Source organism: Streptomyces sp. NPDC052079 (assembly GCF_040680275.1).
GTDB lineage: Bacteria > Actinomycetota > Actinomycetes > Streptomycetales > Streptomycetaceae > Streptomyces.
In genome coordinates this window covers 122,063-141,901 of the sequence record NZ_JBFAWL010000013.1, presented here as the reverse complement: position 1 = coordinate 141,901, position 19,839 = coordinate 122,063, and the positions used below count along the sequence as shown (strand labels likewise).

The 19,839-nt window shown below is 74.2% G+C and carries 17 protein-coding genes; 9 read left to right on the top strand and 8 right to left on the bottom strand.

From position 1 onward, the window contains the following. Positions 1 to 40 precede the first annotated feature (40 nt). The gene (locus AB0L56_RS20325) at positions 41 to 904 is read left to right on the top strand and encodes a phosphatidylinositol-specific phospholipase C/glycerophosphodiester phosphodiesterase family protein (protein WP_365425039.1); all 864 of its coding nucleotides are present in this window, start codon (positions 41 to 43) and stop codon (positions 902 to 904) included. 102 nt (positions 905 to 1,006) lie between these two features. After that, positions 1,007 to 1,201, top strand: a complete 195-nt coding sequence (locus AB0L56_RS20320) for a hypothetical protein (protein WP_361023859.1) — start codon at positions 1,007 to 1,009, stop codon at positions 1,199 to 1,201. Positions 1,202 to 1,368: 167 nt separating this feature from the next. Here the strand turns inward: AB0L56_RS20320 and AB0L56_RS20315 are convergent, their stop codons facing one another. Continuing rightward, positions 1,369 to 2,577, bottom strand: coding sequence for an ROK family transcriptional regulator (locus AB0L56_RS20315; protein ID WP_365425037.1), 1,209 nt, complete (start codon positions 2,575 to 2,577; stop codon positions 1,369 to 1,371). Positions 2,578 to 2,678: 101 nt separating this feature from the next. Continuing rightward, complete coding sequence (gene xylB, locus AB0L56_RS20310; RefSeq protein WP_365425035.1) at positions 2,679 to 4,124, bottom strand: xylulokinase; 1,446 nt, start codon at positions 4,122 to 4,124, stop codon at positions 2,679 to 2,681. A 113-nt stretch (positions 4,125 to 4,237) separates the two neighbouring features. Between xylB and xylA the strand changes: the two genes are divergently transcribed. Continuing rightward, the gene (xylA, locus tag AB0L56_RS20305; protein WP_365425033.1) at positions 4,238 to 5,404 is read left to right on the top strand and encodes a xylose isomerase; all 1,167 of its coding nucleotides are present in this window, start codon (positions 4,238 to 4,240) and stop codon (positions 5,402 to 5,404) included. Between the two features lie 771 nt (positions 5,405 to 6,175). Then, complete coding sequence (locus AB0L56_RS20300) at positions 6,176 to 6,655, top strand: hypothetical protein (RefSeq protein ID WP_365425031.1); 480 nt, start codon at positions 6,176 to 6,178, stop codon at positions 6,653 to 6,655. 17 nt (positions 6,656 to 6,672) lie between these two features. Here AB0L56_RS20300 and AB0L56_RS20295 read toward each other — a convergent pair whose 3' ends face one another. Together AB0L56_RS20295 and AB0L56_RS20290 are read right to left on the bottom strand one after the other, a co-directional pair. Beyond that, positions 6,673 to 7,944: an SWF or SNF family helicase gene (locus AB0L56_RS20295; RefSeq protein ID WP_365425029.1), complete on the bottom strand. Its 1,272-nt coding sequence runs from the start codon at positions 7,942 to 7,944 to the stop codon at positions 6,673 to 6,675. Next, a complete protein-coding gene (locus AB0L56_RS20290) occupies positions 7,941 to 10,808 on the bottom strand; it encodes a DEAD/DEAH box helicase (protein ID WP_365425108.1) in 2,868 nt (955 codons plus the stop codon). The genes AB0L56_RS20295 and AB0L56_RS20290 overlap by 4 nt, the downstream gene beginning before the upstream one ends. A gap of 274 nt (positions 10,809 to 11,082) precedes the next feature. On the opposite strand from AB0L56_RS20290, the gene AB0L56_RS20285 reads away from it, so the two are divergent. Then, a complete protein-coding gene (locus AB0L56_RS20285; RefSeq protein WP_361023841.1) occupies positions 11,083 to 11,265 on the top strand; it encodes a hypothetical protein in 183 nt (60 codons plus the stop codon). Positions 11,266 to 11,280: 15 nt separating this feature from the next. Here the strand turns inward: AB0L56_RS20285 and AB0L56_RS20280 are convergent, their stop codons facing one another. The 3 genes from AB0L56_RS20280 to AB0L56_RS20270 all read right to left on the bottom strand — a co-directional run bounded on the left by AB0L56_RS20280 (position 11,281) and on the right by AB0L56_RS20270 (position 14,157). Then, entirely contained in the window at positions 11,281 to 12,657 is a 1,377-nt protein-coding gene (locus AB0L56_RS20280; protein ID WP_361023839.1) for a tannase/feruloyl esterase family alpha/beta hydrolase, read from the bottom strand. Between the two features lie 181 nt (positions 12,658 to 12,838). Further along, positions 12,839 to 13,723, bottom strand: coding sequence for a hypothetical protein (locus tag AB0L56_RS20275; RefSeq protein WP_365425026.1), 885 nt, complete (start codon positions 13,721 to 13,723; stop codon positions 12,839 to 12,841). Positions 13,724 to 13,860: 137 nt separating this feature from the next. Beyond that, complete coding sequence (locus tag AB0L56_RS20270) at positions 13,861 to 14,157, bottom strand: hypothetical protein (protein WP_365425024.1); 297 nt, start codon at positions 14,155 to 14,157, stop codon at positions 13,861 to 13,863. 98 nt (positions 14,158 to 14,255) lie between these two features. On the opposite strand from AB0L56_RS20270, the gene AB0L56_RS20265 reads away from it, so the two are divergent. Then, positions 14,256 to 15,137, top strand: coding sequence for an oxygenase MpaB family protein (locus AB0L56_RS20265; RefSeq protein ID WP_365425022.1), 882 nt, complete (start codon positions 14,256 to 14,258; stop codon positions 15,135 to 15,137). A 21-nt stretch (positions 15,138 to 15,158) separates the two neighbouring features. Here the strand turns inward: AB0L56_RS20265 and AB0L56_RS20260 are convergent, their stop codons facing one another. Continuing rightward, positions 15,159 to 15,758: a class I SAM-dependent methyltransferase gene (locus AB0L56_RS20260; RefSeq protein ID WP_361023827.1), complete on the bottom strand. Its 600-nt coding sequence runs from the start codon at positions 15,756 to 15,758 to the stop codon at positions 15,159 to 15,161. Positions 15,759 to 15,908: 150 nt separating this feature from the next. Here AB0L56_RS20260 and AB0L56_RS20255 point away from each other — a divergent pair, with 150 nt between their 5' ends. From AB0L56_RS20255 to AB0L56_RS20245, 3 genes are all read left to right on the top strand, one after another. Continuing rightward, on the top strand, positions 15,909 to 16,676 hold the full coding sequence (locus tag AB0L56_RS20255; RefSeq protein ID WP_365425020.1) for an MHYT domain-containing protein: 768 nt from the start codon (positions 15,909 to 15,911) through the stop codon (positions 16,674 to 16,676). Positions 16,677 to 16,740: 64 nt separating this feature from the next. Continuing rightward, positions 16,741 to 19,401 (top strand): nitrate- and nitrite sensing domain-containing protein, encoded by a 2,661-nt coding sequence (locus AB0L56_RS20250; RefSeq protein ID WP_365425018.1) that lies wholly within the window; start codon positions 16,741 to 16,743, stop codon positions 19,399 to 19,401. Beyond that, entirely contained in the window at positions 19,398 to 19,835 is a 438-nt protein-coding gene (locus tag AB0L56_RS20245; RefSeq protein ID WP_361023818.1) for a roadblock/LC7 domain-containing protein, read from the top strand. Before AB0L56_RS20250 ends, AB0L56_RS20245 begins: the two co-directional genes overlap by 4 nt. Positions 19,836 to 19,839 lie beyond the last annotated feature (4 nt).

The window sequence follows — 19,839 nt, the reverse complement described above, 5'->3', positions numbered from 1 at the left end:
ACTCGCTGGGACCCCGTACGGCACTTCCAGGGAGGCAGGCATGGCCCTCACCACCCGTCGCAGAGCCCTCACCACCCTCGGCGCCGCCCTCGCCGGTTCGGCAGCGCTGCACGCGACCCAGGCACTGGCCGGCGAACAGCAGCACCGTCAGCGCCCGTTGTGGCGCGCCCACGCCCACAACGACTACGAGCACCCCCGTCCCCTGCTCGACGCCCTGGACCACCGCTTCGGCAGCGTCGAGGCGGACATCTTCCTGGTCGGCGGCCAACTCCAGGTCGCCCACGACCCCGAGGACCTCGACCCTTCCCGCACCCTCGAATCCCTGTACCTCGATCCGCTCGCCGCCCGGGTCCGCGCGAACCGCGGCTCGGTGTACCGCGGGCACCGCGGAGCGCTCCAACTGCTGGTCGACATCAAGACCGAGGGCGCGTCCACCTACCTGGAACTCGACCGCCGACTGCGCCGTTACCGGCACCTGTTCACCACCTACGTGCACGGCAGGGTGATCCCCGGACCGGTCACCGCCGTCATCTCCGGCGACCGCGCAGCCCGCGCGCCCATGGAGGCCCAACGGGTCCGCCGCGCCTTCTACGACGGCCGCCTCACCGACCTCGGGGGCCCCGCCCGGGCCTCGTTCGTCCCGCTGATCAGCGACAACTGGACGCTCAACTTCACCTGGCAGGGCGTCGGTCCCTTCCCGGACGCCGAACGCCGGAAACTGCGCGGCATCGTGAGCACCGCACACGCGCGCGGCCAGCGGGTGCGCTTCTGGGCCACCCCGGACCTGCCGGGCCCCGCGCGGGACGCGCTGTGGGGCGAACTGGTCGCGGCGGACGTCGACCACCTCAACACCGACGACCTCGCGGGGCTCGAATCCTTCCTGGACTCCCACCGGAGGGCGTGACACCACACGTTCGGAGGACACGCCGACAGCCCGGACGAACCCTCCGCTACGCCACACTTGCGGCCGAACGCCGCTCATCGGATGTGGCGGAGGAGGTTGACGATGGCTGTTTCCATCTCTGTGGTGCTGCTGCTCTCGGTACTGGCGGTGATCTTCCTGCGCAACAGCGGGCTGAAGATCTCCCACGCGCTGGTCTGTCTGCTGCTCGGCTTCTATCTGGCCAGCACGAGCATCGCACCCACGATCCACAGCGGCCTCACGGCGACCGCCGAGATCGTCGGCACTCTGCGGCCGTGAGGCCGCACAGCGACCCGGCTCAGCGGCCGGCCGGCCCCTGCGTCGCGCGCGGCAGCACGGTGACGCGGCGGTAGGTGCACCTCGCCGGTTCCGGCAGCGCGGACGGAGGCCGGTTCTGGTGTGCCTTGAGGGCGACGCTCACCGGACTCAACAGGCGGACGGACGGGTCAGACCCGCTCGGCCACGGCCGCCGGGTCGTCCAGCACCCCCCGGACCACCGAGTGCGCCGCGCCCAGCAGCGGGCCGTCGGGGCCCAGCGCCGACACGGAGACCGGGCAGGCCGGCCCCGCGGTACGCCGGGCCAGTTCCGACCGCAGAGAGGGCAGCAGCCAGGGAGCGAGCCCGGACAGGGCGCCGCCCAGCACCACGTTCTCCGGGTCCAGCAGATTCACGGCGCCGGTCAGGGCGATGCCGAGCGCCGTTCCCGCGTCGTACAGGGCACGCCGTACCTCCGCGTCGCCCTGCTCGGCGCGGCCCGCGAGGAGACCGACCCGGTCCTCGCCCGGCTCCAGCCCGGCCGCGCGCAGCACCGCCTCCTCACCGGCGTACTGCTCCAGGCAGCCGCGTCCGCCGCAGGCGCACGCCGGCCCGTCGGGCCACACCGGTACATGGCCCAGCTCACCCGCGAAGCCGCGGTTGCCGTGCAGCAGCCGCCCGTCCACGACGACCGCGGCGCCGATGCCGATCTCGGCGGACACATGGAGGAAGTCGCGCGGAGCGCCCTCGCCGAGCCACAGTTCGGCCAGGGCGCCGAAGTTGGCCTCGTTGGCCACGGTCAGCGGCAACGTCGCGGGCAGCAGGTCGCCGAGGTCCGTGTCGACCCAGCCGAGGTTCGGGGCGCGTACGACGGTGCGGGCGTCGCGGGCCACCAGACCCGGTACGGCGACGGCGAGCCCCGCCGGCCACAGGCCCTCGCCCTCCGCCTCGGCGACCACCCGGTGGATCAGCTCGGTGAGGTCCCCGAGCACCGGCTCGGCGGGCCGGTCACGGTTCGGGACGTGCCGTACCGCGCGCGCCCGGACCCGGCCGCGCAGGTCGACCGCGCAGACCGCGAGGTGGTCGACGCCGACCTCGGCGCCGATCCCCGCGGGACCGTGTCCGCTCACGGCCAGCGCAGAACCGGGACGGCCCACGCGTCCGGGCCGTTCGGGGCCCAGTTCCTCCAGCAGGCCCGAGCGGATCAGCTCGTCGACCAGCGTGGACACCGCCGCACGGGTCAGGCCGATGCGGGAGGCGACGGCGGCGCGGGACAGCGGCCCCTCGGCGCCGACGGTGTGCATCACCCGCGAGAGGTTGCGGCGACGCATGCCCTGCTGGGTGTCGGGCAGTGCGCGCCCCGGGCCGGCTGGGCGGGTCCTGTGCGGTGGTGCGCTCATTGCCTCTGTCATTCCTCGGTTCTTCGCCCACACAGCCGGCCGGACGTTTGGTGCGCCTCACCGGGAGCTGCTCACCGGCAGGACCGTGCCGCCTTCCGCCGTCAGTCGGTGTCCGTGCCGCGTTCCAGCAGCGGGGCCGCGTCGGAGAGTACCCCGGCCAGCCTGGACAGGGTCTCCTCATCGCGCTCCACCGCGTCCAGCACCGGGCCCGCCGCCGTGTTCCAGCGCCGGGCGACCGCCGCCGGGTCCTCCCCGGTGAGCAGCCCCGCCGCCTGTGCCGCGGCACCCAGCGCGACGAGTTCCTTCGCCTCGGGCACCTGCACGGGCCGCCCCGACAGCCGCCGTACGGTCTGCTGCCAGGCCGTGCCCCGGGCGCCGCCGCCGATCAGGAGCAGGGGCTCCGACGGGTCGGCGTCGTCGTCGAGGACGAGACCGAGGGCGGCCAGTAGGGAGTACACGGCGCCGTCGTAGGCGGCCTGGAGGAGCTGGCCGCCGGTGGTGTCGTGGCGCAGCCCGTGCAGCAGGCCGGAGGAGTGGGGGAGGTTCGGGGTGCGCTCGCCGTCCAGGAACGGCAGCAGTGTGACACCGCGTCCGGGTTCGACGGCCTCGCGGTCCAGGCCCAGCAGGGTCGCGACCCGGTCCACGGCGAGCGTGCAGTTGAGGGTGCAGGCCAGCGGCAGCCAGTCGCCGTGCGCGTCGGCGAAGCCCGCGACCGTGCCGGTCGGGTCGGCCGGCCGGTGCCGCGACACGGCGTACACGGTGCCCGATGTGCCGAGGCTCATCACCGGCGTGCCGGGACGCAGCCCCAGGCCCAGCGCGGCGGCGGCGTTGTCACCGGTGCCGCATGCCACCAGGGTGCCCTTGGAGAACGGCAGGTCGTGGCTGTGGCGCACGGTCCCGGCCACCTCACCGGGCCGCACCATCCGGGGCAGCAGCGCCGGGTCGAGGCCCACGTGCGCCAGGATCTCCCCGTCGTACGTCTCCGTCCCGGAGGCCCACCATCCGGTGCCCGAGGTGTCGCCGCGGTCGGTGGTGCCCTCGCCGGTGAGCCGCTCGGTGAGGTAGTCGTGGGGCAGCCGCACGGCCCGGGTGGCCCGCACCGCGTCCGGCTCGTGCTCCGCCAGCCACGCCCACTTGGTCACCGTGAAGGAGGCGGTGGGCACGCTTCCGGTGCGCTCGGCCCAGAATTTCGCGCCGCCCAGCTCCTCGATCAGCCGACGGCTCTGCGGCGCGGAACGCAGGTCGTTCCACAGCAGCGCCGGACGGACCGGCTCACCGTGTCCGTCCAGGGTGACGAGGCCGTGCTGCTGTCCGCCGATCGACACCGCGGCGGCCTCGTGCGCCGGCTCCCCGCACTGGCGCAGCGCCTCGGTCAGGGCCTCCCACCACTGGCGCGGGTCGCTCTCCCGGCCCGCGCCCGAGGTCACCGTGTGCGGGGCCTGGCCGCTCGCGACGACCCTGCCGGTCGCCGCGTCGACGACCAGTGCCTTGGTGGACTGGGTCGATGTGTCCACGCCGACGACGAGCGGACCCTCGGCTGCTGACATCGGTCTCTCCCTCTTCCGCACCCGTCGGGGTGTGTCTCTTCCCAGAAATGTTCCTGCATACTAATTTGTAAATCGCCATGACGAAATGGTCTCAGCGAGCGAGGAGCCGCGGCATGAACTACCAGCCCACCCCCGAGGACAAGTTCACGTTCGGACTGTGGACCGTCGGCTGGCAGGGACGGGACCCCTTCGGTGACGCCACGCGGCGCGCCCTCGACCCGGTCGAGTCCGTTCGGCGCCTCGCCGAGCTGGGCGCTCACGGCGTGACCTTCCACGACGACGACCTCATCCCCTTCGGCTCGAGCGACAGCGAGCGCGAGGAGCACATCAAGCGGTTCCGGCAGGCGCTGGACGACACCGGCATGAAGGTGCCGATGGCCACCACCAACCTGTTCACCCACCCGGTGTTCAAGGACGGCGGCTTCACCGCCAACGACCGCGACGTGCGCCGCCACGCGCTGCGCAAGACCATGCGCAACATCGACCTCGCGGCCGAGCTCGGCGCGCAGACCTACGTTGCCTGGGGCGGCCGGGAGGGCGCCGAGTCCGGCGCCGCCAAGGACGTCCGGGTGGCCCTGGACCGGATGAAGGAGGCCTTCGACCTGCTCGGCGAGTACGTCACCGGGCAGGGTTACGACATCCGCTTCGCCATCGAGCCCAAGCCGAACGAGCCGCGCGGCGACATCCTGCTGCCCACCATCGGCCACGCCCTGGCGTTCATCGAGCGCCTGGAGCGCCCGGAGCTGTACGGCGTCAACCCCGAGGTCGGGCACGAGCAGATGGCCGGGCTCAACTTCCCGCACGGCATCGCCCAGGCGCTGTGGGCGGGCAAGCTGTTCCACATCGACCTCAACGGCCAGTCCGGGATCAAGTACGACCAGGATCTTCGCTTCGGCGCCGGCGACCTGCGCGCGGCGTTCTGGCTGGTGGATCTGCTGGAGTCGGCCGGGTACGAGGGCCCGCGGCACTTCGACTTCAAGCCGCCGCGGACCGAGGACCTCGACGGCGTGTGGGCCTCGGCGGCCGGCTGCATGCGCAACTACCTGATCCTCAAGGAGCGCGCGGCGGCCTTCCGGGCGGACCCGGAGGTGCAGGAGGCGCTGCGCGCCGCCCGTCTGGACGAGCTGGCCCAGCCGACGGCGGCCGACGGCCTCCAGGCCCTGCTCGACGACCGGTCCGCCTTCGAGGACTTCGACCCCGACGCCGCCGCCGCGCGGGGCATGGCCTTCGAGCGCCTCGACCAGCTGGCGATGGACCACCTGCTGGCCGCCCGGGGCTGAACCCCTCGCGCGGGGCGCGACCGTTCCGACGCTGTCGGGAGGCGGCCGCGCCCCCGCCTGTGCGCGCGGGACGCAGTCGTGTGCGGGCGGGGCTGCCACTCCCTCCGTACAGGGAAGTGGGCGACCGCGAGCTGGGTGAAGGGGGCGGGGCGACTGCCGAGGGCGGCGCGTGGACGGTGGGCGCACGCTCGTGCGGGGTGAACGTGCGGGCGCACGCGTCGTACAGGGCGAACGTGCGGACAGACGCGTTTTGCACGACGAACGTGCGAGTGCACGGCGGTGCGGAAGCACGCGTTGTGCACGCGAATGTGCGCAAGCACGCGTTGTACACGGCGAAGGGGCACGGACGCACGCCCCGTGCTCGGCCAGGTGCGGGCGCACGGCGGTGCGGAGTGCGCGCCCGGACGCTTCGGCCTGTACGGGTGGGCCTGGCGTGCGTGCGCCCGTGCACGGCGAAGGTGGGTGCGCACGGCGGTGCGGAGAGTGCGTCCGGACGCTTCGGCCTGTACGGGCGCGCCTGGCGTGCGTGCGCCCGTGCACGGCGAAGGTGCGGGCGCACGCCCCGTGCACTGCGGTGCGGATCGCGCGTCCGGACGTTCCGGCCCGTACGGGCGCGCCCGCCGTGCCTGCCCGAGCCCTCGTACGCCGGTGCCGCACGCCGCGTGCTCCCGGGCGCGGTGCACGTCGGCCCGGGGCGCGTGCCCTCGCCGGCTGCTGACTTCCGCGCGTCGCCCTCGCGCGGGCACCGTGTCCGCGGGGACCATGGTGCCCATGGCCACGCCACCCGTACCGCCTCAGCAGCCGCCCGGCCCGCCGGACGACACGCCGCCCCCGGGCGGCGGCTTCGGACCGCCGTCGTACGGGGGCGCGCCGCCTCCGCCGCCCGGGGATCATGGCGGCGGCCCGGACCGGGGCCCCGGTGGCCGCAGACTTCTGCTGGTGGTGCTCGCCGTGGTCGTGGCCGTCGTGGCTGTCGCCCTGATCGTGTTCTTGGCCTCGGGGGACGACGACCCGGACGGCGAGCCCGCCGAGACCGGAACGGAGACCGACGGTTTCCCCACCGAACTGCCCTCCGCCATCCCCAGCGGGCTGCTGCCCTCCGGCTTCCCGACCGAGCTGCCCTCCGACTTCCCCACCGAGCTGCCCTCGGGTTTTCCCACCGAGCTGCCGAGCGGGCTGCCCACCAGCCTTCCGAGCGGTCTGGAATCGCTTCTCCCGTCGCTGGGGGAGGCCGAACTCCAGCAGCACTGACGCCGAACGGCAGGCGCTCACTCCTGCGAGCCACGCTCCGCCGATGCCAGCGCGGTCGCCGGGTCCTGGGCGGGGCTTCCGGCCGGGACCCAGCGCCCGCGCTCCTTGCGGTACGGCCACCAGCCGCCGTCGCGGCTCAGCCGAAGCTGCACGGGCGCGTCGACGACCGTCCAGCGGTTGGCCCGGGAGCGCAGTGCCGGCCGTTCGTCCGCGTCCCAGGCCGATTCCAGGGCCGCACGCGCGCGGGCGAGGCTCTCGCCCCGCACCGTCCACTCCTCGTCGAGCACGGCCAGTGCCGCAGGACCGCCGTGCCGCCAAGCCCGTACGGCCAGGGCCAGCCCTTCCCGGCCGCGTCCGGACCCCTCGGCGAGCCGGTCGGCCACCGCGCGGCCGGGCTCACCCACGGCCAGCCGCACCGCGTCCCGCGCCACCGAGGGCTCCTCGACGGCATGCTCCTCCCGCCCTCCCCGCAGCGCCTCCGCCAGCAGGAGGTGAGCCCGCGCGGCGGTACGGGAGGCCAGGAACTCCAGCGCCGGCGTGTCGATGCCGGCCGCCGGCACGGTCTCCGTGTCCAACGAGGGCGGAACGCCCGGCTCCGCAGGAAGGGCGGGAAGGCCGGGAAGCGACGGCAGGATGTCCCCGGCCGCGTACGCCTCGGCCGCGTCCACGCCCTCCGCACTCCGCGCGGCCGGCCGCCCCGCTGACGCCTCGCCGTGCGTCCGGAGCGCTTCCAGCAGGGCGCGCTCACCGCGTCCCCGCAACAGCAGCAGGACGAAGGGGTCCTGGTCCAGCAGCCGGGCCAGCTGGTAGCACAGCGCCGCCGTGTGACCGCAGTGGTCCCAGGTGCCGCAGTCGCACTCCGGCTCAAGATCACCCAGCCCGGGCAGCAGCTCGACGCCGGCCAGCTCCGCGTCCTCGACGAGGTGGGTGGGCATCTCGCGGTCGAGCAGCGCCGCGACATGACCGGCCCGCTCGACGGCCATCGCGAGGAACCGGTCCCACTGTTCCCCGGACAGCTCCTGCAGCAGGACGTCCGCGCGGTGCGCCGTGCGGTCCCGGTCCTGTACGACCGCCGTGATGCGACCGGGCCGTACGGTCACCGCGCCGACCGATCCCGCGCGGGCGAGCCTGCGGCCCGCCTTGAGCTGTTCGGTGTCCAGCGCCGTGCCCTCCAGCGCCGTCAGCCAGGCCTGGCCCCACCAGGTCTGCGCGAAACCCCGGCCCCGCGCGGGCGGCAGCGCGGCGAAGGTTCGCTCCATACCGGTGTCGTCACCGTCGTAGGCGTTCATCGCGGTCCCCCTCGCAGCTCGACCAGGTCCGCCAGCTCGGCGTCCGTCAGTTCGGTGAGCGCCGCCTCACCGGAGCCGAGCACCGCGTCGGCCAGCTCCCTTTTGCGCACCAGCAGTTCGGCGATGCGGTCCTCGATCGTCCCCTCGGCGATGATCCGGTGCACCTGCACGGGCCGGGTCTGGCCGATGCGGTACGCACGGTCCGTCGCCTGGGCCTCGACGGCGGGGTTCCACCAGCGGTCGTAGTGCACGACGTGCTCCGCGCGGGTGAGGTTCAGCCCGGTGCCCGCCGCCTTCAGCGACAGAAGGAACACCGGGACCTCGCCGTCCTGGAACCGGCGCACCATCGCCTCGCGTTCGGCTACCGGTGTGCCGCCGTGCAGGAACTCCGTCGGAACGCCCCGCGCGGCCAGATGCCGTTCCAGCAACCGCGCCATCCGCACGTACTGCGTGAACACGAGGACCCCGGCCTGTTCGGTGAGGACCGTGTCGAGGAGCTCGTCCAGCAGCTCCAGCTTCCCGGACCGCCCGGCGACCACCGGCCGCTCCTCCTTGAGGAACTGCGCCGGGTGGTTGCAGATCTGCTTCAGTCCGGTCAGCAGCTTCACGATCATGCCGCGCCGCGCCATGGTCCCGGCGCCGGAGATCTCGGCCAGCGCCTCACGCACCACGGCCTCGTACAGTGCCGTCTGCTCCTGGGTGAGCGACACGGCGTGATCGGTCTCCGTCTTGGGCGGCAGCTCGGGTGCGATGCCCGGGTCCGACTTGCGGCGGCGCAGCAGGAACGGCCGTACCAGCCGGGCCAGCCGGTCCGCGGCGGCGGGGTCCCGGCCGCCTTCGACGGCTTCCGCGTACCGCGTGCGGAAGGTGCCCAGCCGGCCCAGCAGACCGGGGGTCGTCCAGTCGAGGATCGCCCACAGTTCGGACAGGTTGTTCTCCACCGGCGTGCCGGTGAGCGCCACGCGCGCGCGTGCCCCGATGGAACGCAGCTCGCGGGCCGTCGACGAGTAGGGGTTCTTCACATGCTGGGCCTCGTCGGCGACGACCATGCCCCACGTGACCCCGGCCAGCCGGGCGGCGTCCAGCCGCATGGTGCCGTAGGTGGTGAGCACCACCTCACCGTCCGCGAGGCCGTCCAGCGCCCGCCGGGCCCCGTGGAAGCGGCGCACCGGAGTACCGGGCGCGAACCGCTCGATCTCCCGCTGCCAGTTGCCCATCAGGGAGGTCGGGCAGACCACGAGGGCGGGTCCGGCCGACGCGGCGTCGGTCTGGCGGTGCAGATGCAGCGCGATCAGGGTGATGGTCTTGCCCAGGCCCATGTCATCCGCGAGACAGCAGCCCAGGCCCAGTGAGGTCATCCGGGCCAGCCAGTTCAGTCCGCGCCGCTGGTAGTCCCGCAGCGTGGCGTCCAGGGCGGCGGGCTGTTCGACGGGTTCCTGGGCCTCGGGGTCCGCGAGCCGGTCCCGCAGGGCCGCCAGCCACCCGGTGGGCCGTACCTCGATCCGGCCGCCGTCGACCTCCACGGAGCCCGTCAGCGCCGCGCCGAGCGCGTCGACCGGCGTGATCTTGTGGTCCTGTCGCGCACGGGCGCGGGCAAGCTCCCGCGGATCCACCAGGACCCATTGGTCGCGCAGCCGCACCAGGGGCCGGTTCTGCTCGGCCAGCCGGTCCAGTTCCTCGCGGGTGAGGCGGCGGTCGCCGAGGGCGAACCACCAGTCGAACGCGAGCAGTGCGTCGGCGGACAGGGACGACGGGCCTTCCCCGGGGCCGGCCCGCCCGTGCCCTGGTCCGTCGCCGCGGGGACCCACCTCCGCGCGGGTGGTCAGTCCGCGGACCATCCCCTTGGGCCAGTGCACGTCGACGCCCGCGGCCGCGAGCGCCCGGGCGCCCTCGCCGAGGAGCTCGGTGATCTCCTCCTCCGCGAGGTCGACCGCGTCCGGCACGGACGCCGACAGCAGGGGAGTGAGCGGCGCCCAGGCCCGCGCCGCGCGGCGCAGCGCGAGCAGGGCGTCCATCTGCGCGCGGGGGCCGAAGGCGGCGTCCGAGGCGCCCGCCCACACCGCGGCGGCGTCCGCGACCAGAGCGGGATCGGTCACCCCGTGCATCTGCAGAACGGCCCGGAACGACACGTCCGCGCCGTCGGACACGTCGTCCGCCGCGTCCGTCGTCCCGAGCACCTCGATCCGCAGCGACAGCCGTACGCCCGCGTCGTGCCCCGCCGCGATGTCGGCGGCCCAGGTCCGCAGCTCGGGCAGCCGCTGGGGCTCCGGCACCGCGAAGGCCGCGGTGCCGGTCACGAGACGGGCGGCCGGGGAGCGGGGGAGGGTGTCGGCGACCGCGTCGAAGAACGCGCGCAGCAGCCGTTCGGGCTCCGCCAGACGAGGCGCGCCCGAAGCGTTCAACGGCACGGCATGCGCCTCGGGCGGCATCGCCGCGGCGAGCCGGCGGATCGCCTCGACGTGCTCCGCGTCCAGCGGGCCGACGCGCCAGGCGTCGTGGTCGGCGGGGGACACGCCCGGCAACAGCAGCCCGCGCGCCACCAGGTGCAGGGCGTGCAGGGCGGCGGCGCCCCAGAACACGGCGGCCCGGTGCCCGTCCTCCGCGACACGGGCCCGCGTGAGGAGCGGAAGCGCCGCCTCGACCGGCAGCAGCGCGGCGGGGACGCGCACCGCCTCCACGCCGTCGTCGCCGGGCACGACGACGGTCAGCTGTCCGGCCGACGCTCCGGTCACGGAGGGGGGAGCCGAACCGCCGGGCCGCCAGAAGGCGAAGCGTCCGGCGCGGGCGGGTTCGCCCGGTACGAAGACGACAGGGCAATGGGCTGGTGCGGAGGGCGCGGAGGGGGAGGCCGGGGGAGTCGTCAGCGCTGCGATGACAGGAGTCCTCAAACTTGACTAGTGAAGCCGGAGTCGCCGAAGGTACAGCATGAACGCCGCTGACCGGGTATGCGTGTGCTGTGAGCTGGGTCACCATGAAGGGGTCTGCGGGGGCCCTCTCGACGAGAGAGCTCCCCGCGGACACTCGGGACCTTAGGGGGCGCACCTCAGGGAGGTCTCGGGGTCGCGGTCCGGAACCGCCGAAGGCGCGGGCCCGTTTTCACGACAGAGAGCGGCAGTGGCCGCGAAGGAGGCGACACTCATGTCGAAGAACGCCAAGATCGCCGTGGGAGGTGTGGCGGTCGGACTGATCCTGCTCATCTGGCTGCCCTGGTGGGCCGCCCTCCTGATAGTCCTGGGAGTCCCGGCCGCCGCGTACCTGGCCCTGGACCCGGCACAGCGGCGCAGGCTGCGCCGCCAGTCCCGCAAGGAGCTGCGCCGCTGAGGCGGCGCCGGCGCGTCACCGCTCACCGGCGGCGAGTGCGCAGGAGTTGACCACGTCACCGCTCGCGGGCCTGTCGATCGTCCGGTCCGCGGGCGGTGCGACCCCGCGCTCCACCCACGCGACCAGGGCGTCGAACGCCGAGCGGTAGCAGGGCAGGATCGGGCGCAGCCGGTCGGGATAGGAGTCGTACAGGCCGTCGACGTGCGTGCCGTCCTGCACCGTGTAGTAGCGGTGCAGGTGTTCGCGCCCACTCGCCTCGACCATGCCGTCGTACACATCGGAGTCCACGGCCTTGGGCAGCAGCGCGTCCAGGTCGCCGTGCAAGGTGATCATCGGCTTGCCGATCCGCCCGGTGAGCGCCACCCGGTTCACGGCACGGTGCACGGACGCCGGACGGGAGGCGTAGTCGTAGGCGGCGTCGGAGGGGCACGGCGCCAGGATCTCCTCCACCGTCGATCCCGCGGAGGCGCCGGGGCAGCCCGGGTCGTAGTCCGGGTCGAACTCCGCACGGTAGATCTTCTGGGTGACGCCCCAATAGGCCTTCTCGTGGTACGGCCACAGGAACTCCGACCCGCGGGCGAAGCCGGCCGCGTACATGTCCTCGTCCGTCGCCCTGCCGTACATCCTGGCCACCGCTACGGGCAGGGAGAGCAGCGGGTGGCGCCCCCGGTCGGCCCACAGGGTGCCCTCCCAGTCCACCCCGCCGTCGTAGAGCTCCGGGTGGTTCTCCAGCTGCCAGCGCGTGAGGTAGCCGCCGTTGGAGACCCCGGTGACGTACGTCCGGCGTGGGGCATGCCCATAGCGCTGGGCCACCGCGTGCCGGGCGGCCCGGGTGAGCTCCGTGGTCCGCGTGTTCCACTCGGCGACCGCGTCACCGGGCTGCTTCCCGTCGTTGTAGAAGTCCACCCCGCTGTTGCCCTTGTCCGTCGCCGCATAGGCGTAGCCCTGGGCCAGCACCTGGTCGGAGATCGCCTTGTCGGTCGCGTACTGCTTGCGGTTGCCGGGCGCGCCGGTGACGACCAGCCCGCCGTTCCAGCGGTCGGGCAGCCGGATCACGAACTGCGCGTCGTGCGCCCAGCCATGGGTGTTGTTGAAGCGGGAGGTGTCCGGGAAGTAGCCGTCGACCTGCACTCCGGGCACACCGGACGGCGACCGGGTGGCCGCGGCGGTCAGTCCCGCCTGGTCGGCCAGGTCGGTGTACGGGGTGCCGGCCAGCCCCGCGGTCGTGAGATCGGTCAGACAGGCAGTGCGCTGATGGGCCGCGCCGGGCACCCGCACCTGCTCCTGGCGTGCGCAGTGGCCGTCCCCGGCCGCACCGGCCGGAGTCGGAGCGGAGAGGGTGGCGGCGGCAAGGACGGCGGCGAGCAGCGGAACGCCACGGGACGGGCGCATGACGGCCTCCGGAAGGACGGGCTACGGACGAGGGGCAGGGCTGATCAAGGAACTGCCCCATGGTGAGGGCCCGACCTCGCCGTCTTCGATGGGTTGGCGCCATACGGAACGACGCCCACACGTGGGGCCGTAGCACACGCTAGCGTCCTTCACCCGCGCCCTTGCCGAAGGCCGCGCCTGCTCAGAGGGGTCGTACGGCCATCTGGTCCAGTGCCTCGAGCAGGCCCGGCAGTTGCGGCCCCCTGCCCACCGGAAGCACTTCGCCGGGTTCCTCGTCGAGCAGGACGAACGCGATGTCGTCCGTCCTGGCCACCAGCGACCAGCCGGGCCCGTCGGCGCGCAGCGTACGGGCACCGCCCGGCGCGAAGGACGACCGCACCCGGCCGAGCGGCGGCGGCGAGTCGACATAGGCGCGCGCCTCCGCCAGGACCCGCCGGATCCCGCTGTGACCGCCCCGCGGCACGTCCCCGCTGCCGTCCCCGTCCTTGCGATCGTCCGGCGCGTCCTTGGGGCCGTCCTCGCCGGAACCGCCCGCCTCCTCCGCCAGGCCGCCCGGCACCGGAAACGCCGCGTCGTCGACCTGCTCCCGCCAGATCGCCCACTGGAGCGCGATCTCGTCGGCCCCCAGCCGACGCTGGGCCGGCCCCCAGACCGAGGCGTCCGGAGGCGTCAGAGCGGGCCGGTCCGCGACCTCGGGACCGGGGTCGTGCGGCGCGGGCACGTTGGGCGCCGCGACGGCGACCGCCAGCGGCCAGCCGGGCAGCGCGGCGACAACCGTGCGTTCGTCCGGCGACAGATCATGCTCCATGCCGCAGTCCCAGGACGCGATCGCGACGGCGACCAGCGAGACGTCGTCGACGACGACGGTCCACCGGGCGCCCTCGCCGTCCTGGCCGAGCACCAGCCCATACCCGTCGGCGAGGGGCGGAAGGCCGAGCGCGGCGCACGCCTCCGGATAGTCGTCGCCCAGCACGCTCGGGAACTTCGCCGGCGTCAGCAGCGCCGCCGTCAGCACATAGAGCGCGTCGTCCGCGGCGGCGACGGCTTCCTCGTCCGTCCCGGCCATCCCAGCCTCCCCATCGCTTCGTCCATCGGCGCGCACCTTATGCCGACCCCGACCCCCTTGTCACGACCCCGCAGCCACGCCCGGAGCTGCAGGTTTCCGCCCGGACGGGGCGAATCGGCCACGCGCGGACCGGCGGGTCAGGCGGCGGGCAGCCCCAGCAGTGCCCGCGCGACCGTCCCCGGGGACTCGTCCCGTTCCCGCGCGAGCGCGACGACCGCGCGGCACGCCAGTTCGTTCACCCCGAACGACAGCGCCTCCGGCGACACCCAGCCGGCCGCCTCCTCCATCCGGTCCTGGTCGTCCTCCGCGCAGGCCGAGACATAGGCCGCCGCGGCTTCGAACAGGTTGTGCGGACGCTCCTTCGGTCCGGACCGTTCCCCCGCGCGCAGACCGCGGATCACTCTGCTTCCGATGCCACGAACCGTCCGCCACATGGGGCCCACCTTCCCTCCGCGCGAAATCGCCCTCCGACCGTGCGTGTCCTGCTGCTCAACGTAGAGTTGCGGCGTCGGCGAAAGAAGGGGGCGGCACCGTGCGACGTTACGAGCGGCTGGAACGCATCCGGCGGATGGACCCGTACCGGCAGGCCACGGAGATCTACCGGCTCAGCTCCGCCTACGAGTTCCCCTGGGACTACACCCGATCCCTGGAACTGGCCCTCTACCGCACCTACGCCGTCCCCCGGATCGGCCGGCTGCTCGCCGAGACGGCGGAGCTCACCGACCGCTCCCAGAAGCGCTACGACGACACCTCGCTGCTCCTCGACGCCATCGTCGAGCACGGCTTCGGCAGTCCGCAGGGCCGGACGGCGCTCCGCCGCATCAACCGGATGCACCACGCCTACGACATCCCCGACGACGACATGCGCTACGTCCTGTGCACGTTCGTGGTGATGCCCCGGCGGTGGATCGACGCCTACGGATGGCGCAGGCTGTCGCAGCACGAGATCGTCGCCAGTACCGTCCACTACCGGACGCTCGGCAGGCACATGGGCATCAAGGACATCCCCGGGTCCTACGAGGAGTTCGCGAGCTGTCTGGACGCCTACGAGCAGGCCCACTTCGGCTGGGACGAGGGCGCGCGACGGGTCTCGGACGCCACCCTCGACCTCATGGCCTCCTGGTATCCGCGCCCGCTCGCCCCGGTGCTGCGCACCGCCACGCTCGCGCTGCTCGACGAACCCCTGCTGCGCGCCTTCCGGTACACCCCGCCGAGCGCGGCCACGCGGGCGTGGGTGCGCCGCGCGGTACGGCTGCGGGGCCGCGCCGTCCGGCTGCTGCCGCCCCGCCGCGCCCCGCACTTCGCCCGGCAGAACCGCGAGATCAAGAGCTACCCGTACGGCTACCGGCTCGCCGACCTGGGCACCTCCCCCGTACCGGGGCTCCGGGGATGCCCGGTGCGGCACCCGGACTGACCCCGGCGTTCGGTCCGGTGCTCAGCCCGTTCGAACGGCCAGCGCCAGAAAGCGGTCGTCCTCATCGGCGTACGACGTCATGCGCCAGCCGGAACCGGCCAGCAGCGCCCGGAGGTTTGGTTCCGCGCGGAGGTCGTCCGCTGTGATGGTGCGGCCCTGGCGCGCGGCGAGCGCCGCCCGGCCGATCGGGTGGAACAACGCGAGGACACCGCCGGGCCGCACCACCCGCGCGATCTCCCGGAGGTTCCCGGCCGGGTCCGGCAGATGCGCGATCAGCCCCGCCGCGAACACCGCGTCCAGCGAGGAGGACCGCAGCGGCAGCGCGGCGACATCGGTCAGCAGCAGCGCCCCGTCGCGGTCCCGTCCGGCCCGTGCCGCCTCCCGCAGCATGGCCGCGGTCAGATCCGCGCCGAGCACCACCCCCGAAGGGCCCACGGCCGCGCGCAGCGGAGGCAGGGCCCGTCCGGTGCCGCAGCCCGCGTCGAGCACCCGGCCGCCCTCCCGCAGACCGAGCTCGGCGACCGCCGCCGCGTAGGCAGGGCCGTCGTCGGGGAAGCGGCGGTCCCAGTCACCGGCACGCGCGGTGAAGAACTCCTGGACGTGTGTGTGGTCGTCGCTCATGCTCCGCATGATTCCTCACCGGGACGAGCGACAGCGCAGTGCGCACGTTCGAGCGCGACGCGGTCGTTCCGGTGCACCGCTGCGTCAGATTCCAACCGCTTTCGAAACGCGCCCCCTTCACGCGCTCGCGCCCCCTAGCGTCCCGGGGCCATGGGACACCTGGACCACGCCACCCTGGGATGGCTCACCCCCGTGCTGTCGTACGCGATGGCCTGCACGGGCGCCGCCCTCGGACTGCGCTGCACCGTCCGCGCGCTCGCCACCACCGGCCGCGCACGCCGCAACTGGTTGCTCACCGCCGCCTCCGCGATCGGCACCGGCATCTGGACCATGCACTTCGTGGCCATGCTGGGATTCGGCGTCAGCGGCACCGGCATCCGCTACGACGTACCGCTCACCGTGGCCAGCCTGCTCGTCGCCATGGCCGTCGTCTGCGCCGGCGTGTTCGCCGTCGGCCGCAGCCGTGACCGTGTCCGGGCCCTGCTGCTCGGCGGGCTCACCACCGGTCTCGGCGTCGCGAGCATGCACTACCTGGGCATGGCGGCGGTGCGGCTGCACGGCGAGGTGAGCTACGACCCGGTGCTCGTCGGCCTGTCCGTCCTCATCGCCGTCCTCGCGGCCACCGCGGCCCTGTGGGCGGCGCTCAACATCCACTCGCCCCGCGCGGTCACCGTGGCGTCCCTGATCATGGGCGTGGCGGTCAGCAGCATGCACTACACGGGGATGTTCGCGGTGAGCGTGCGCGTCGCCCCCTCCGGCGCACCACTGGACGGGGCCACGGCGATGCAGTTCATCTTCCCGCTCGCCGTCGGACTCGGGTCCTACCTCTTCCTCACCTCGGCCTTCGTGGCGCTGTCCCCCTCGGCCGGGGAGGGCGAAACCCCGGCCCGGCGGCCGGTCGAACACACCGCCCACTGACCCGGCCCCCCGCGGCGCCGGTGTCGGACCGGCCCGCCCCACAACCCTCCCGAGCGAGGAGTCCATGCGCACATCCCGGAGGACCCCGACAGCCCGCGCCGGGGCACCGTCCCCGCCTCCTGCCCGCGGCCGGCGCGCACACGCGGGACCACCGGCCGACGAAGGCCCCGGCCTCCCGTACGGCCCCGTCCAGGCGGCCGGGCGCACACGACGAGGGCTCAACGGGCCCCGTACCGTACGCGCCAAGATCATCTGCCTGCTGATGGTGCCGGTCGTCTCCCTGCTCGCCCTGTGGGCGTACGCCACCGTGACCACGGCCCAGGACATCTCCCGACTGCGCCAGGCCCAGCGCGTGGACGCCGCGGTCCGTGCCCCGGTCTCCGCCGCCGTCACCGCCCTGCAGGCCGAACGCGCCGCCGCGGTGCGCCGCGCGACCGACGCGTCGGCGGTCGGGACCGACGAGCTGACGCGACTCGCCCGCAGCACCGACCGGGCCGTCGCGGCCCTGCGGCTCGGCGAGCACGGCACCGTCGCCGACGGCGAGGAACTGCCCCGCGCGGTGGAGGACCGGCTGGACACCTTCATCGCCGCGGCCGAACGCCTGCGCCCGCTGCGGACGGCGGTCCGTGCGGGCAGCGCCGGCTGGGAGGACACCTACGGCCGGTACACCGGCACCATCGCCGCGGCCTTCGGCGTCGGCGGCGCCCTCACCGGCATCCAGGACGCCGAACTCGGCGCCGACGCGCGCGTGGTGCTCGAGTTCGCCCGCGCGGGAGAGGCCCTCGCCCAGGAGGACGCTCTCCTGACCAGTGCCCGGCTCGACGGCGGCGGCCTCGGCGGGGAGCGGCTGCGCCTGTTCACCGGAGCCGTCGAACTGCGCCGCACGCTCACCGCTTCCGCCGTCCCCGACCTGCGCGACCCCGCACGCGCCGCCTGGAACACCCTCGCCGACAGCCCGGACTACGCCAGCCTGTACACCGCCGAGGACGACGTGCTCGCCGCCGCCCCCGGCACCCGGGCCGTCCAAGCCGCCCCGCGGGACGCGTGGAACGCGGCGCACGCCCGCGTGCGGGACGGCATGCGGACCCTCGGCGCCGAAGCGGCGACCCGTGTCGCCCACCGGGCCGACCCGGTCACCCGTGGGCTGTTCGGCCCGGCCGGCGCCGCGGTACTCCTCGGCCTCGCCGCCGTCGCCGCCTCGCTCGTCATCTCGGTGCGCATCGGCCGGGGCCTCGTAGTCGAACTGATCGGCCTGCGCGACAACGCCCTCGAGATCGCCCACCGCAAACTCCCCGAGGCCATGAGGACCCTGCGTGCGGGCGGCGAGATCGACATCGAGGCGGAGGCGCCGCCCGGACCCCGGACGCAGGACGAGACCGGTCAGGTCGCCGAGGCGCTCGGCACGGTGCACCGGGCCGCACTGCGCGCCGCCGTGGAGCGCGCCGAACTGGCCGACGGGATCTCCGGAGTATTCGTCAATCTGGCCCGTCGCAGTCAGATCCTCGTCCACCGCCAGCTGAGTCTGCTGGACAGCATGGAACGCCGCTCCGACGACCCCGGAGAGCTGAGCGACCTCTTCCGCCTCGACCACCTCACCACACGGATGCGGCGCCACGCGGAGAGCCTCATCATCCTGTCCGGAGCGGCACCCGGCCGTGCCTGGCGCATGCCCGTCCCGCTGACCGACGTCGTGCGCGCCGCCGTCTCCGAGGTCGAGGACTACGCGCGCGTGGAGGTACGGCAGCTCTCCGAGACCTCCGTCGTGGGCACGGCGGTCGCCGACCTCACCCATCTCCTCGCCGAGATCATCGAGAACGCCGCCCAGTTCTCGCCGCCCCACACGCGCGTCCGCGTCACCGGCGAACCCGTCGGGAACGGCTACGCCCTGGAGGTCGAGGACCGGGGCCTGGGCATGGGCAAGGAGACCCTTGCCGAGGCCAACCGGCGCATCACCGAGTCCCAGGCCCTCGACCTGTTCGACAGCGACCGGCTCGGCCTCTTCGTGGTGAGCAGGCTGGCCGCGCGGCACGCCATCAAGGTGCACCTGCGGACCTCCCCGTACGGCGGCACCACCGCGGTCGTCCTGCTGCCCACCGCACTGCTCGACGGCAACGGCCCGCCGGAAGGCTCCACCGGCGCCACGGCCCGGCGGGAGCCCCGCCGGCAACACGCCTCCGCACCCGTGCCCGGCGCCGCCCCGCTCCAAGAGGCCGTCCCCGCACCCGGCGACCGGCGGGCCCTGGCCGCCCCGGTCACGGCCCCGGCGGACGTCACCCCAGCCGGGGCAGGCACCGGCGCGGTGGACGCCACAGGCCCCGCCGGAGCGGGCACGGGCACCGGCCCGTCGTACGGCGGCACGGCCAGGGCGGAAGGGCGCAAGGGCGCGCCGGACGCCGGCACCCGCCCCCCGCGGAACACCCCCGCGAACCGACTCCCGGGAGCCGCCCCCTTGCGACTGCACCGCCCGGAGGAGGAGCCGGCCGGCTCCGACGACCTCCCACGCCGGGTGCGCCAGGCCAGCCTCGCCCCGCAACTGCGCGAGGGCCGCCAGGACGGCGCGCCCGCGTCCGAGCGACACGACGGCATCGACGACCGCACCCCCGAACTCGTACGGGACCGCATGACGGCCTATCGCGACGGCTGGGCGCGCGGGGGCGGCACACCGCCCGGCCCCGGCGCCGTTCCCGGTCCGCGCGGCCACAGCACCGAAGGAGACCCCGCATGATCCAGGAACCGCGCACCACGGCCGGCCGGCGATCCGGTGAACTCGACTGGCTGCTCGACGACATGGTGCTCCGCGTCACCGGCCTGCGGCACGCCGTGGTGCTGTCCAACGACGGACTCGCCGTGGGCGCCTCCGAAGGCCTCGGACGCGAGGACGCCGAGCACCTGGCGGCGGTCGCCTCCGGCTTCCACAGCCTCGCCAAAGGCGCGGGCCGGCATTTCGGGGCCGGCGGGGTACGCCAGACGATGGTCGAGATGGACGACGGCTTCCTGTTCGTGGCCGCCGCCGGAGACGGCTCCTGCCTCGCCCTGCTGACCGCGGTGACCGCGGACATCGGCCTGGTGGCCTACGAGATGGCACGGCTGGTCAAACGCGTCGGCGAGCACCTGCGCACCGCGCCGCGCGCCGGCGCGCGGCCACCGGCCGCCGGATGAGACG